This is a genomic window from Kocuria sp. LUK (genome assembly GCF_021012935.1).
Taxonomy (GTDB): Bacteria; Actinomycetota; Actinomycetes; order Actinomycetales; family Micrococcaceae; genus Kocuria; species Kocuria flava.
Genome location: NZ_JAJMZI010000001.1, coordinates 113,051 through 126,413 on the forward strand (window position 1 = coordinate 113,051; position 13,363 = coordinate 126,413).

Sequence of the window (13,363 nt, forward strand, 5' to 3'; positions counted from 1 at the left end):
GCTCGCGCCGGTCGGCGGGGCCCGGAGCGGGTCCGGCACCGTCGCCCGGCTTCGGACAGTCGTCGTGGCCCATAGTACCGACGAGGCCCCGGCGCCCCCCGCCCCGCCGCCGGGGCGCTCCGGCCTGCTTTGGGGGCGGCGGGCAGGCCTCTCTAGGATGAGCACGGACCCGCGCCCCGGCGCAGCCCGCCGCGCCGTCCGCCCAGCCCCCGCACCCCGTCGCACCCCAGGAGCAGCTGCCCATGGCCCGCAAGACCTCCCTGTCCGGCTTTCCCGAATGGCTTCCGGAGGAGCGTCTGGTCGAGCTGCACGTGCTCGACGTGCTGCGCGAGACCTTCGAGCTGCACGGCTTCTCCTCGATCGAGACCCGCGCCGTGGAGACCGTGGGCCAGCTGCTGCGCAAGGGGGAGATCGACAAGGAGGTCTACGTCGTCTCCCGCCTCCAGGAGGACGAGGGCGCCCCCGAGAAGGACGACGCCCGCCTGGCCCTGCACTTCGACCTGACCGTGCCCTTCGCCCGCTACGTGGTGGAGAACGGCGGGCACCTGGCCTTCCCCTTCCGCCGCTACCAGATTCAGAAGGTCTGGCGCGGGGAGCGCCCGCAGGAGGGCCGGGCCCGGGAGTTCACCCAGGCCGACGTCGACGTCGTCGGCGACGGCACGCTGCCGTTCCGCTACGACGTCGAGCTGGCGCTGGTGATGATCGACGCCCTCTCCCGCCTGCCCGTCCCGCCGTTCGTGCTGCGGGTCAACAACCGCAAGCTTGCCGAGGGCTTCTACCAGGGCATCGGCCTGCACGACACCGCCGGGGTGCTGCGCAGCATCGACAAGCTCGAGAAGATCGGGCCCGAGCGCGTCGCGGCGGCGCTGCAGGAGGAGCTCGGCGCGAGCCCCGAGCAGGCGCGGGCCGCCCTCCAGCTGGCCTCGATCCGCACCGAGGACACCTCGTTCGTCGAGCAGGTGCGCGCCCTCGGGGTGAACACCCGGCTGCTCGAGGAGGGCCTGGCCGAGCTCGCCGAGGTCGTGGGCGAGGCGGCCCGCCGCGCCCCCGGCACGGTGGTCGCCGACCTGTCGATCGCCCGGGGTCTCGACTACTACACCGGCACCGTCTACGAGACGGTGCTCGTGGGCCACGAGCAGCTCGGCTCGATCTGCTCCGGCGGCCGCTACGAGTCCCTCGCCTCGACCGGGAAGAAGACCTACCCCGGGGTGGGCCTGTCGATCGGCGTGACCCGTCTCGTCTCCCGGATCCTGTCCCAGGGCATGGCGGCCCCCTCCCGGAAGGTGCCCACGGCCGTGCTGGTCTCCCTCGCCGACGAGGACTCGTGGTCCGAGGCCCAGGACGTCGCCGCGCAGCTGCGCGGGCGCGGCATCGCCTGCGAGGTCTCGGCGAACGCCGCCAAGTTCGGCAAGCAGATCCGCTACGCCGAGCGCCGCGGCATCCCCTTCGTGTGGTTCACGGCCCGCGGCGAGGACGGGGCGCCGGTGCACGAGGTCAAGGACATCCGCTCGGGCGAGCAGGTCGGCGCCGACCCCGCCTCCTGGACCCCGCCGGCCGAGGACCTGCGCCCGGTCGTGCGCGCGGTGACCCCCGGGGCCTGACCCGGCGAGCGGGACGGCCCGGCGCCGGGGCCGTCCGGGGCGGGCGCAGCAGCGCCGTGCCACGACCCCACCGGGTGCCGAGGCCCCTCGGGGCCGCCGGACCGTCGCGCCGAGTCCCCACCGCGCCCCCGCTCATTCCGCCGAGCCCCCTCGAGAGCGTCGTTTCCCCATGCGCGCACAGGGGGAAACGACGCTCTCGAGGGGGCTCGGCGCCGTGGGTGCAGGTGGGGTGGGGGCTCGGCGGCGCTGTGGGGGCGGGTGCGGGCGCAGGGGTGGCGGTCAGCGGCCGTCGGCGCGCGCGCGGGCGCGGCGGCGGGCCAGCACGAGCCCGCGGCCGGCCAGGCCCACGGCGAAGACGGCGAGCATCGTGAGCACCGACGCCCACGGCAGCGTGAACGCCAGCAGCAGGCAGCCCGCCAGGCCGACGGCGTTGACCGCCCGCGGCGCCCAGCCGGGGCGCTCCGCCAGGGTGAGCGCGGAGAGGTTGGCCAGGGCGTAGTAGACGAGCACGCCGAAGCTGGAGAAGCCGATCACCGTGCGCACGTCCCCGACGAGCACGAGGACGACGACGACGGCGGCCACCGCCAGCTCGGCCGCCCAGGGCACCCGGTGCCGCTGCGAGACCGCGGCGAGGCCGGCGGGCAGGTCCCGCTGCCGGGCCATGGCCAGGGCCGTGCGGGAGATCCCCGCCACCAGCGCCAGCAGCGCCCCCAGGGTGGCGAGGGCCGCGGCGGCGGTGACCACGGCGGCCCCGGCCGCCTCCGCCCCCTCCGGCCAGCCGGCGGCGCGCACCGCCGCGAGCAGCGGGGCCGGGGAGCCCGCGAGCCGCTCGGTGCCGAGGAAGCGCAGCAGCCCCAGGGCGAGCAGGCCGTAGAGCAGCAGGGTCGCCGCGAGCGCGCCGAGCACCGCGCGGGGGATCGTCCGCGCCGGGTCGCGGACCTCCTCCCCGAGGGTGGCCACCCGGGCGTAGCCGGCGAAGGCGAAGAAGAGCAGGCCCGCCGCCGGCAGCACGCCCCACGGGGAAGCCGCCGCCCCCGCACCCGGGGGGACGGCGGCGGGGGGCTGCCCGGTCAGCAGCAGCACCGCGAGGGCCAGCAGCACGGCGAGCACGGGCAGCACGAGCAGGCGCGTGAGCCGGGCGGTGCGGCTCACCCCGCCCAGGTTCACGGCGGTCAGCCCGGTGATCGCGGCGACGGCGAGCAGCCGCGCCCCGGCGTCGTCGGCTCCCGTGAGCTCGGCCGCGTAGAGGCCGAAGGTCAGGGCCATGGCCGCCGCCGAGGCGGTCTTGCCGGTCACGAACCCCCAGCCGGCCACGAACGCCGGCCACGCGCCGAGCCGGTGCCCGGCGTAGAGGTAGGTCCCCCCGGAGGCGGGGTAGCGGGCGGCGAGCTGGGCGGTGGAGGTCGCGTTGCACCACGCCACGAGCGCGGCCAGCAGCAGGGCGCCCGGCAGCCACGGCCCGGCCGCCGCGGCGGCGGGGGCGAAGACGACGAACACCCCGGCGCCGACCATCGAGCCCACGCCGATCAGGGCGGCGTCGACGGTGCCGAGGCGGCGTGCGAGCGCGGGGGGCGGGGGAGCGGCGGGCATGCGGGGTCCTTCCGGGGCGTGCCGGCCCGGAAGGGCCGGGCTGTAGACTCGTTCCCGAACGAGACTAGGGGCACCGGGCAAACCCCGGGGAAACGCGCGGTTCTCTCCGCCGCCCCGTCGGATCCTGCACAACGAAGGGTTTTCCAGTGCTGCGCACACACAACCTCGGCGACCTGCGCGCCGAGCACATCGGCGAGACCGTCACGCTGGCCGGCTGGGTCGGCCGCCGCCGCGACCACGGCGGCGTCGCGTTCCTCGATCTGCGCGACGCCTCCGGGGTCGCGCAGATCGTGGTGCGCGACGAGGCGGACTTCCACCACCTGCGCAACGAGTACGTCCTGCAGGTCACCGGCTCCGTGGAGCGCCGGCCCGGGGGCAACGAGAACCCGGCGCTGGCCACCGGCGAGGTCGAGGTCATCGCGGAGACCGTGACGGTGCTCAACACCGCCGCGCCGCTGCCGTTCCAGATCGACGAGCACGTCGAGGTCGGCGAGGACGCCCGCCTGCGCCACCGCTACCTCGACCTGCGCCGGCCCGGCCCTTCCCGGGCCCTGCGCCTGCGCTCGGAGGCCAACCGCGTGGCGCGGGAGCTGCTGCACGCCGAGGACTTCCTCGAGGTCGAGACCCCGACCCTGACCCGCTCCACCCCGGAGGGCGCCCGCGACTTCCTCGTCCCGGCCCGCCTGGCCCCGGGCTCGTGGTACGCGCTGCCCCAGTCCCCGCAGCTGTTCAAGCAGCTGCTGCAGGTCGGCGGCGTGGAGCGCTACTTCCAGATCGCCCGCTGCTACCGGGACGAGGACTTCCGCGCCGACCGCCAGCCCGAGTTCACCCAGCTCGACATCGAGGCCTCCTTCGTGGAGCAGGACGACGTCATCGCCCTGGGCGAGCGCATCGTCGCCGCCCTGTGGCGGCTGATCGGCGTGGAGATCCCCACCCCGATCCGGCGGATCACCTACGCCGAGGCCATGGCCAGGTACGGCTCCGACAAGCCGGACCTGCGCTTCGGGCTCGAGCTGACCGAGCTCACCGACTACTTCCGGGACACGACCTTCCGGGTGTTCAAGGCCCCCTACGTGGGCGCCGTCGTGATGCCCGGCGGGGCCTCCCAGCCGCGGCGCACCCTCGACGCCTGGCAGGAGTGGGCCAAGCAGCGCGGCGCCAAGGGCCTGGCCTACGTGCTCGTGGGCGAGGACGGGACCCTCACCGGGCCGGTGGCCAAGAACATCACCGAGGCCGAGCGCGAGGGCCTGGCCGCGGCCACCGGCGCGAACCCCGGGGACTGCATCTTCTTCGCCGCCGGCGAGCGGAAGTCCTCCCGGGCCCTGCTCGGCGCCGCCCGCGTGGAGATCGGCCACCGCACCGGGCTGATCGACGAGGACGCCTGGGCGTTCGTGTGGGTCGTCGACGCCCCGCTGTTCGAGCCGGCGGCCGAGGCCGTCGAGTCCGGGGACGTCGCCGTGGGCGCCGGCGCCTGGACCGCCGTCCACCACGCCTTCACCGCCCCGAAGCCCGAGTTCCTCGACACCTTCGACCGGGACCCCGGCTCCGCCCTGGCCTACGCCTACGACATCGTGTGCAACGGCCACGAGATCGGCGGCGGCTCCATCCGCATCCACCGTCAGGACGTCCAGCGGCGCGTGTTCGAGGTCATGGGCCTCGGCGCGGCCGAGGCCGACGAGAAGTTCGGGTTCCTGCTCGAGGGCTTCAAGTACGGCGCGCCCCCGCACGGCGGCATCGCCTTCGGCTGGGACCGCGTCGTCGCCCTGCTGGCCGGGGCCGACTCGATCCGCGAGGTCATCGCCTTCCCCAAGACCGGCAACGGCTACGACCCGCTCACCGCCGCCCCGGCCCCCATCACGGCCCAGCAGCGCAAGGAGGCCGGCGTGGACGCGAAGCCCGCCCCGCGCGGGGAGAGGACCGCCGCGGACCGGGACGCAACCGAGGGCAACACGGCCCCGGCCCCGGCCGCCGCGCAGTAGGCTCTCGGTCACCGCACGGGCCGGGACCCGCCCCGACGGGCGGGTCCCGGCCCGTTCCCGTGCCCACCGCGAGGAGCCCGCCGTGACCCGTGACCCCGCCGCCGCCCGCGCCGCCTTCCTCGAGGCCGGGGTGTTCCTGGCCCGCCTCGCCGACGAGGTCGAGGAGCTCGACGAGGCCGCCGAGGACTCCCTGTGGGAGCGCCCCGCCCTGGGCTCGTGGGACCTGCGCGCCCTGCTCGGCCACGCCGGCCGGGCGCTGAGCACGCTCACGGCCTACCTGGACCGTCCGGCCGCCGCGGAGGAGTGCACGGGCACCGGGCACTACTACGCGCTCGCGGCCTCGGCCGACCCGCAGGAGGTCGCCGCCCGCGGCACGGCCGCCGGCCGGGAGCTCGGGCCCGAGCCGGCCGCGGCCGTGCGGGCCGCCCTCGAGGCCGCCCGCGAGGCCCTGGCGCGCGTGCCCCTCGAGCAGGACCCGCTGATCCGCACGCCCTTCGGCGGGGCCCGGCTGAGCACCTACCTGCCCACGCGCACCTTCGAGCTGGCCGTGCACGGGCTCGACGTCGCCGCCGCCTGCGGGCTCGACCGCACCCCGCCCGACCACGTGCTCGCCGACACCGCCCTGACCCTCGCCGAGATCGCCGCCGAGCGCGGCCGGGTCCCGGAGCTGCTGCAGGCCCTCACCGGCCGCCGCGCCCTGCCCCCCGGCTGGTCGCTGCTCGGCTGATCGGCGCGGCGCGCGGCCGGGGCGGGCGTGTGGTGGACTGGGGGCATGCGCATCGTCCTGCAGCGAGTGACCCGTGCCGCCGTCAGCGTCGGGGGCGAGGTCGTGGGCGCCCTCGCGCAGCCGGGCCTGGTGGCCCTCGTGGGCGTGACCCACGACGACGACGCCGCCGTCGCCGCGAAGCTGGCCGAGCGGACCTGGAACCTGCGGCTGCTCGAGGGGGAGCGATCGTGCGCCGAGACCGGCGCCCCCGTGCTCGCCGTCAGCCAGTTCACCCTCTACGGCGACGCCCGGAAGGGGCGGCGCCCCTCGTGGTCGGCGGCGGCCCCCGGACCCGTCTCGGAGCCGCTGTTCGAGGCCTACACGGCCGCGCTGCGGGAGCTCGGCGCCCGGGTGGAGACCGGCCGCTTCGGCGCGCACATGCAGCTCGAGCTCGTCAACGACGGGCCCGTCACCGTGCTGCTGGACAGCGCCGAGCTCGCCCGCCCGCGCCGGTCCTCCCCGCCCCCCGGGGACGGTGCGGGACGGACGGGCCCGGCGTAGCCCGGGGCGGGGGCTAGCCTGGACGGGTGAGCGGCTCCCTCTTCGACGACCTCGACGACCCCGGCGACGACCCCGCCGCGGACCGGCCCGCGCCCGGGCGGTCCCGGCGCTCGCGCGCGCCGCTGGCGGTGCGCATGCGCCCGCGCACCCTCGACGAGGTCGTGGGCCAGCAGCACCTGCTCCGGCCCGGCTCGCCGCTGCGCGTGCTGGCGGGGGAGGACCGGGGCCCGGCCGGGCCGTCGTCGATCATCCTGTGGGGGCCCCCGGGCACGGGCAAGACCACGCTCGCCCACGTGATCGCCCGCGGGGTCTCCCGGACGTTCGTCGAGCTCTCGGCGATCACCGCCGGGGTCAAGGACGTGCGGAAGGTGATGGACGAGGCCCTCACCGACCGCGACCTGCACGGGCGCACCACCGTGCTGTTCCTCGACGAGATCCACCGCTTCACCAAGGCCCAGCAGGACGCCCTGCTGCCCGGCGTGGAGAACCGGTGGGTCGTGCTCGTCGCGGCCACCACCGAGAACCCGTCCTTCTCCGTGGTCTCCCCGCTGCTCTCGCGCTCCCTGCTGCTGAGCCTGCAGCCGCTGGAGCGGGCCGACATCGCCGGGCTGCTCGACCGCGCCGTCGCCGACCCCCGCGGCCTGGCCGGGGCCGTGCGGCTGTCCCCGGAGGCCCGCGAGCACCTGCTGGACCTGTGCGGCGGGGACGCCCGCAAGGCCCTGACCTCGCTCGAGGCCGCCGCGGGGGTCGCCCTGTCCGAGCACGGCACCGCGCAGGAGCCCGCGCCGGACGAGGGGCCCGGTGCGCCGCCGCTGATCACCCGCGAGCACGCCGAGGAGGCCCTCGACCGGGCCGCGGTGCGCTACGACCGCAACGGCGACCAGCACTACGACGTGGTCAGCGCGTTCATCAAGTCCATCCGCGGCTCCGACGTCGACGCCGCGATGCACTACCTCGCCCGGATGATCGAGGCGGGGGAGGACCCCCGGTTCATCGCCCGGCGGCTGATCATCTCCGCCGCCGAGGACATCGGCACCGCCGACCCCACCGCCCTGCAGGCCGCCGTCGCCGCCGCCCAGGCGGTCCAGCTCATCGGCATGCCCGAGGGCCGGATCCCGCTGGCCCAGGCGGTCGCCCACCTCGCCACCGCCCCGAAGTCCAACGCCGCCTACACCGCGATCGACGCCGCGATCGCCGACGTCCGCGCCGGCCGGGCCGGGCCGGTGCCCCCGCACCTGCGCGACGCCCACTACCCGGGCGCCGGCCAGCTCGGCCACGGCCGCGGCTACGTCTACACCCACGACGAGCCCACCGGGGTGGCGACCCAGCAGTACCCGCCCGACGAGCTCGTCGGCACCGACTACTACCGGCCCGCCGACCGCGGCCGCGAGCGCCAGATCGCCGAGCGGCTGCAGATCCTGCGCGGCATCGTCCGCGGGCAGGGCTGAGCCCCGGGCCGCGGCGGGCTCAGCGGCCGAAGAGCCGGCGCACCACCGCCTCCGCGGTCCGCTCGTCGATCACCAGGTCCGTCACCACCCCGGCCCGCAGCGCCCCCAGCACCCCGGGCACCTTGTGGTCCCCGGCGACCACGCACAGCCGCCGCGGGATCCGCCGCAGCTCCAGGGGCGTGGGACCCGTGGCCCGGCGGTTGAGGCCGATGTCCGCGTAGGTGCCGTCCTCGCGCAGGAACACCGTGCACACGTCCCCGACCACCCGGTGGGCCACCAGCTCCCGGACCGCGTCCTCGGCCAGGTACCCGCCGCTGTAGACCTGCGAGATCATCGGCCCCCGGAACGCGCCGACGCTGAAGACCGCCAGGTCCGCCCCGTTGCGCACCTCCAGCACCCGCCGCACCGTCGACTCCCGCCACATCAGCGTGCGCGTGCGCTCGTCGTCGAAGAACGCCGGGGCGGGGAAGGGCAGCAGCGAGGCCCCGAACGCCGTGGCCATCTGCGACAGCAGCGCCGGTGACTGCACCGTCTCCGGGGAGCGGGCGCTGACCGCCCCGTTCATCTGCACCACCAGCGCGTTGCGCGTCGCCTTCGGGTGCAGCTGCGCGGCGACCGCCGAGGCCGTCGTGCCCCAGGCCACCGCCAGCGTCATCCCGTCCCCGAACCAGTCCGCCAGCAGCGCCGCCGCCGCCCGCGCGACCGAGTCCAGCCGCTGGGGCTCCGTGGCCGCCCGCGGCGTGCCCGCCACGTGCACCACGACCCCGAACGCCTCCCGCAGCCGCCGCGCCAGGTCCTGTCCCGCGTCCGGGGGGGCCGAGAGGCTGATCCGCACGATCCCGCGGTCCCGGGCCGCCTGCAGCATCCGCGAGACCGTCGGACGCGAGACCCCGAACCGGTCCGCGACCGCCTCCATCGTCATCCCCTGCACGTAGTACAGCTCCGCGGCGTGGTGCAGATCGGCAGCATCGTGCACGGCGCCCCTCCTTTCCTGCACGTTCGTTCATCCTGATTGAGCATAGGTGCGCCGACGGTCAGAGTGTGAGCAACCGCACAGTCCGGGCCCGCCCGGCCGAGACCCAGGAGCACCCTCCCATGGCCCACCCCACCCTCTCCGCCACCGACCGCGCCCGCGCGCTCGACGCGATGAGCGGAGGACCCGAGCTCGACGTCCTCGTCGTCGGCGGCGGCATCACCGGCGCCGGCATCGCCCTCGACGCCGCCACCCGCGGCCTGCGCACCGGCATCGTCGAGGCCCAGGACTGGGCCGGCGGCACCTCCCAGTGGTCCTCCAAGCTCGTCCACGGCGGCCTGCGCTACCTCCAGCAGCTCGACTTCAAGCTCGTCGCCGAGGCCCTGCGCGAGCGCGAGCTGCTCCTGGACTTCCTCGCCCCGCACCTGGTCAAGCCCGTCCCCTTCCTCTACCCCCTGACCCACCGCTGGTGGGAGCGGCCCTACGTCGCCGCCGGCATCGGCCTCTACGACGCCCTCGCCCACCTCGGCGCCAAGGTCGCCACCCTGCCCTACCAGCGCCACCTCACCGCCGCCGGCGTCGCCCGCGTCTTCCCCGACGTCAAACCCGGCTCCATGGTCGGCGCCGTCCAGTACTGGGACGCCCGCGTCGACGACGCCCGCCTCGTGCTCACCATCGTGCGCACCGCCGTGCGCCACGGCGCGCTCGCGGCCAGCCGGGCCCGGGCCGTGGACTTCCCGCGCGACGCCGGGGGGCGGGTCACCGGCGCGGTCGTGCGCGACCTCGAGACCGGCCAGGAGCGCACCGTGCGCGCCCGCACCGTGATCGCGGCGACCGGGGTGTGGACCGAGCGGATCCAGGACCGCGCCCGGGCCGAGGGCGGGCTGAAGGTGCTCGCCTCCAAGGGCATCCACATCGTGGTGCCGCGCGAGCGGATCCGCAGCGACACCGGGCTGATCCTGCAGACCGAGAAGTCCGTGCTGTTCATCATCCCGTGGGAGCGGTACTGGCTCATCGGCACGACCGACACCCCCTACGAGCAGGAGCTCGAGAACCCGGTGGCCACCTCCGCGGACATCGACTACGTGCTCGAGCACGCCAACGTGGTCCTCGACGAGCCCCTGGGGCGCGGGGACGTCATCGGCGTCTACGCCGGGCTGCGCCCGCTGCTGCAGCCGGGGACCAAGGGCGGGGGCGAGCCGGCCCAGTCCACGAAGATCTCCCGGGAGCACACCGTCACCGAGGTCGTCCCGGGGCTGATCACCATCGCCGGCGGCAAGCTGACCACCTACCGGGTGATGGCCGAGGACGCCGTCGACCTCGCCCTCGGGGCCGAGCGGGCGAAGGAGCTGCCGTCGGTCACCGACCGCACCGCCCTGCTCGGCGCCGACGGCTACCTCGCCCTGCGCCGCCGCGCCGGCACCCTCGGGAGCGCCCACGGCTGGGACGAGGAGCAGGTGCTGCACCTGCTGCGCCGCTACGGCTCGGCCGTCGAGGAGATCCTCGAGCTCGTCGAGCAGCGCCCCGACCTCGGCCGCCCGCTCGGCGGCGCGGCCCCCTACCTGCGCGCCGAGATCGTCCACGCCTGCACCCACGAGGGCGCCCTGCACCTCGAGGACGTCTTCGACACCCGCACCCGCCTCACCTGGGAGCGGCCGCGGCACGGCCTGGACGCCCTCGAGGAGATCGCCGAGCTCGCCGCCGGGGCCCTGGGCTGGGACGCGGACCGGCGCGCCGCCGAGGTCGAGGCCTACCGGCTGCGCTGCGCGGCGGAGGACGCGGCCGCCGCCGCCCCCGACGACGCCGCGGCCGCCGCTGCCCGGGCCGCCGCCCCGGACGTGCTCGAGCTCGTCCGGCGGGACGCCGGCTGATGCTTCCCCGGCGGGACGGGACCCACCGCCCCGCCACCGACCGAGGGGACACCGCGCCCCGTCCGCACCGACCGAGGAGTCCGCAGTGCTGCTGACCTTGTCCACCGTCCTGGCACCCACCGTGGTGCCACCCGCCGACATCCCGCTCTCCACCGTCTTCTGGTCCGAGGTCGCCGGCACCGCGATGCTGCTGCTGCTCGGCTGCGGCGTCGTCGCCAACGCCGTGCTGCCCCGCACCAAGGGCCTCGGCGGCGGGTTCCTGATGATCAACTTCGGCTGGGGCCTGGCCGTGTTCGCCGGCGTGTACGTCGCCTACCAGTCCGGGGCCCACATCAACCCGGCGGTGACCGTGGGCCTGTGGGCCAGCGGCGCCCAGGAGTACGCCCCCGGCGTGGCCATCACCCCCGTGAGCACCCTCGTCTACTTCGCCGGCGAGCTGCTCGGCGGCGTCCTCGGCGCCGTCCTGGCGTTCCTGGCCTACAAGAAGCACTTCGACGAGGACATCGAGGAGGAGGTCCTCGGGGAGACCAAGCTCGCCGTGTTCTCCACCGGGCCCGCGGTGCGCTCCTACGGCTGGAACCTCGTCACCGAGATCATCGGCACGTTCGTGCTCGTCGCCGTGATCCTGCTCTTCGGCAACACCCCCTCCGAGCTCGGGCCGCTGGCCGTGGCGCTGCTCGTGGTCGGCATCGGCGCCAGCCTCGGCGGGCCCACCGGCTACGCCATCAACCCCGCCCGCGACCTCGGCCCCCGCATCGCCCACGCCCTGCTGCCCATCCGCGGCAAGGGCGCCAGCGACTGGGGCTACGCCTGGGTGCCGGTGCTGGGCCCGATCCTCGGCGCCCTGCTCGCCGGCGGCTTCTACCAGCTCTACGCCAACCCGCCGGCCTGACCCGGCGCCGACCGCACACCACCGCGACACGAGGAGACCCCATGAGCACCGACCCGCAGTACGTGATGGCCATCGACCAGGGCACCACCAGCTCCCGCGCCATCATCTTCGACAAGCAGGGCCGCATCGTCAGCGTCGGGCAGCTGGAGCACCAGCAGATCTTCCCCCGCGCCGGCTGGGTCGAGCACGACCCGCTCGAGATCTGGCGCAACGTGCGCAAGGTCGTGGCCGACGCCGAGGCCTCGGCGGAGATCAACGCCCGCGACATCGCCGCCGTGGGCATCACCAACCAGCGCGAGACCACCGTCGTGTGGGACCGCACCACCGGCGAGCCGGTGTACAACGCCATCGTGTGGCAGGACACCCGCACCCAGAAGATCGTCGAGGAGCTCGCCGGGGACGCCGGCCCCGACCGGTACAAGGACCGGGTGGGCCTGCCGCTGGCCAGCTACTTCTCGGGCCCGAAGGTCAAGTGGATCCTCGACAACGTCGACGGCGCCCGGGAGCGCGCCGAGCGCGGGGACCTGCTGATGGGCACCACGGACTCCTGGCTGTTGTGGAACATGACCGGGGGCACCGACGGCGGCGTCCACGTCACCGACGTCACCAACGCCTCCCGCACGATGCTGATGAACCTCGAGAGCCTCGACTGGAACGAGGAGATCTGCGCCGACATGGGCATCCCCGTCTCCATGCTCCCCGAGATCCGCTCCTCCTCGGAGGTCTACGGCAAGGGCCGCACCCGCGGGTTCCTGCCGGAGGTCCCGATCGCCGGGATCCTCGGCGACCAGCAGGCGGCGATGTTCGGCCAGGCCTGCTTCGAGAAGGGCATGGGCAAGAACACCTACGGCACCGGCAGCTTCGTGCTCATGAACGTGGGCACCGAGGTGGTCCACTCGCAGAACGGGCTGCTGAGCACGGTGTGCTACAAGCTCGGCGAGCAGCCGGCCGTCTACGCCCTGGAGGGATCCATCGCGGTGACCGGATCGCTCGTGCAGTGGCTGCGCGACAACCTCGGCATCATCTCCTCCGCGCCCGAGGTGGAGCCCCTCGCCGCGTCCGTGGACGACAACGGCGGGGCCTACTTCGTGCCGGCCTTCTCCGGGCTGTTCGCCCCGCACTGGCGCTCCGACGCCCGCGGCGCCCTCGTGGGCCTGACCCGCTACGTCACCAAGGCGCACATCGCCCGGGCCGCCCTCGAGGCCACCGCCTACCAGTCCCGCGAGGTGGTCGAGGCGATGAACGCCGACGCCGGGGTGGACATCACCGAGCTGAAGGTCGACGGCGGGATGACCGCCAACGAGCTGCTGATGCAGTTCCAGGCCGACCAGCTCGGGGTGCCCGTCATCCGCCCCGAGGTCACGGAGACCACCGCCCTCGGCGCCGCCTACGCCGCCGGCATCGCCGTGGGCTTCTGGTACGACACCGACGAGGTCGCCCGCAACTGGGCCGAGGACAAGCGGTGGGAGCCCGCGGGCGACGAGCAGGAGCGGGGACGGCTGTTCCGCAACTGGCAGAAGGCCGTCACCAAGTCCTTCGGCTGGGTCGACGAGGACGTCGACTGAGGACACCGCCCCGCGACCGCGCCGGCGGCCCCGCCACGGGCCGCCGGCGCGGTCGTGCGCGCCGCCGGCACCCCGGGGCCGACGGCGCGGTCGCGGGCACGCTATACTGGGTCGTCGGCCGGCAAGGCCCGTGCCCCCGCACGCCCCCGGCACCGTCCCAACCAGCGGTGCCCGGCG

Annotated in this window: 10 protein-coding genes; 8 read left to right on the forward strand and 2 right to left on the reverse strand. The window is 75.4% G+C overall.

All coding sequences use genetic code 11. The annotated features are described in order from the left end of the window. The first annotated feature begins 242 nt into the window (after positions 1–242). A complete protein-coding gene (hisS, locus tag LQU92_RS00530; protein ID WP_230659720.1) occupies positions 243–1,601 on the forward strand; it encodes a histidine--tRNA ligase in 1,359 nt (452 codons plus the stop codon). Positions 1,602–1,880: 279 nt separating this feature from the next. Here hisS and LQU92_RS00535 read toward each other — a convergent pair whose 3' ends face one another. Beyond that, a complete protein-coding gene (locus LQU92_RS00535) occupies positions 1,881–3,191 on the reverse strand; it encodes an APC family permease (protein ID WP_230659723.1) in 1,311 nt (436 codons plus the stop codon). 146 nt (positions 3,192–3,337) lie between these two features. Here LQU92_RS00535 and aspS point away from each other — a divergent pair, with 146 nt between their 5' ends. The 4 genes from aspS to LQU92_RS00555 all read left to right on the forward strand — a co-directional run bounded on the left by aspS (position 3,338) and on the right by LQU92_RS00555 (position 7,885). Beyond that, a complete protein-coding gene (aspS, locus tag LQU92_RS00540; RefSeq protein WP_230659726.1) occupies positions 3,338–5,170 on the forward strand; it encodes an aspartate--tRNA ligase in 1,833 nt (610 codons plus the stop codon). 82 nt (positions 5,171–5,252) lie between these two features. Beyond that, positions 5,253–5,897 carry a maleylpyruvate isomerase N-terminal domain-containing protein gene (locus LQU92_RS00545; protein WP_230659729.1) on the forward strand — a complete coding sequence of 215 codons (645 nt, stop codon included), beginning with the start codon at positions 5,253–5,255 and terminating at the stop codon, positions 5,895–5,897. Between the two features lie 45 nt (positions 5,898–5,942). Next, complete coding sequence (dtd, locus tag LQU92_RS00550; RefSeq protein WP_230659732.1) at positions 5,943–6,437, forward strand: D-aminoacyl-tRNA deacylase; 495 nt, start codon at positions 5,943–5,945, stop codon at positions 6,435–6,437. A 26-nt stretch (positions 6,438–6,463) separates the two neighbouring features. After that, positions 6,464–7,885, forward strand: coding sequence for a replication-associated recombination protein A (locus LQU92_RS00555; RefSeq protein ID WP_230659735.1), 1,422 nt, complete (start codon positions 6,464–6,466; stop codon positions 7,883–7,885). A 19-nt stretch (positions 7,886–7,904) separates the two neighbouring features. Here the strand turns inward: LQU92_RS00555 and LQU92_RS00560 are convergent, their stop codons facing one another. After that, positions 7,905–8,861, reverse strand: coding sequence for a sugar-binding transcriptional regulator (locus tag LQU92_RS00560; RefSeq protein WP_083529411.1), 957 nt, complete (start codon positions 8,859–8,861; stop codon positions 7,905–7,907). Positions 8,862–8,980: 119 nt separating this feature from the next. Between LQU92_RS00560 and LQU92_RS00565 the strand changes: the two genes are divergently transcribed. The 3 genes from LQU92_RS00565 (at position 8,981) to glpK (ending at position 13,186) form a co-directional block, all read left to right on the forward strand. Beyond that, positions 8,981–10,729, forward strand: a complete 1,749-nt coding sequence (locus tag LQU92_RS00565; protein WP_230659737.1) for a glycerol-3-phosphate dehydrogenase/oxidase — start codon at positions 8,981–8,983, stop codon at positions 10,727–10,729. A gap of 184 nt (positions 10,730–10,913) precedes the next feature. After that, on the forward strand, positions 10,914–11,621 hold the full coding sequence (locus LQU92_RS00570) for an MIP/aquaporin family protein (protein ID WP_058859893.1): 708 nt from the start codon (positions 10,914–10,916) through the stop codon (positions 11,619–11,621). Between the two features lie 41 nt (positions 11,622–11,662). Continuing rightward, the gene (gene glpK / locus LQU92_RS00575) at positions 11,663–13,186 is read left to right on the forward strand and encodes a glycerol kinase GlpK (protein ID WP_230659741.1); all 1,524 of its coding nucleotides are present in this window, start codon (positions 11,663–11,665) and stop codon (positions 13,184–13,186) included. The last annotated feature ends 177 nt before the right edge of the window (positions 13,187–13,363 follow it).

Coding starts and splice junctions, on each gene's coding strand:
- hisS (WP_230659720.1), top strand. CDS start 243: ATGGCCCGCAAGACCTCCCTGTCCGGCTTTCCCGAATGGCTTCCGGAG.
- LQU92_RS00535 (WP_230659723.1), bottom strand. CDS start 3,191: ATGCCCGCCGCTCCCCCGCCCCCCGCGCTCGCACGCCGCCTCGGCACC.
- dtd (WP_230659732.1), top strand. CDS start 5,943: ATGCGCATCGTCCTGCAGCGAGTGACCCGTGCCGCCGTCAGCGTCGGG.
- LQU92_RS00565 (WP_230659737.1), top strand. CDS start 8,981: ATGGCCCACCCCACCCTCTCCGCCACCGACCGCGCCCGCGCGCTCGAC.
- LQU92_RS00570 (WP_058859893.1), top strand. CDS start 10,914: ATGCTGCTGCTGCTCGGCTGCGGCGTCGTCGCCAACGCCGTGCTGCCC.
- glpK (WP_230659741.1), top strand. CDS start 11,663: ATGAGCACCGACCCGCAGTACGTGATGGCCATCGACCAGGGCACCACC.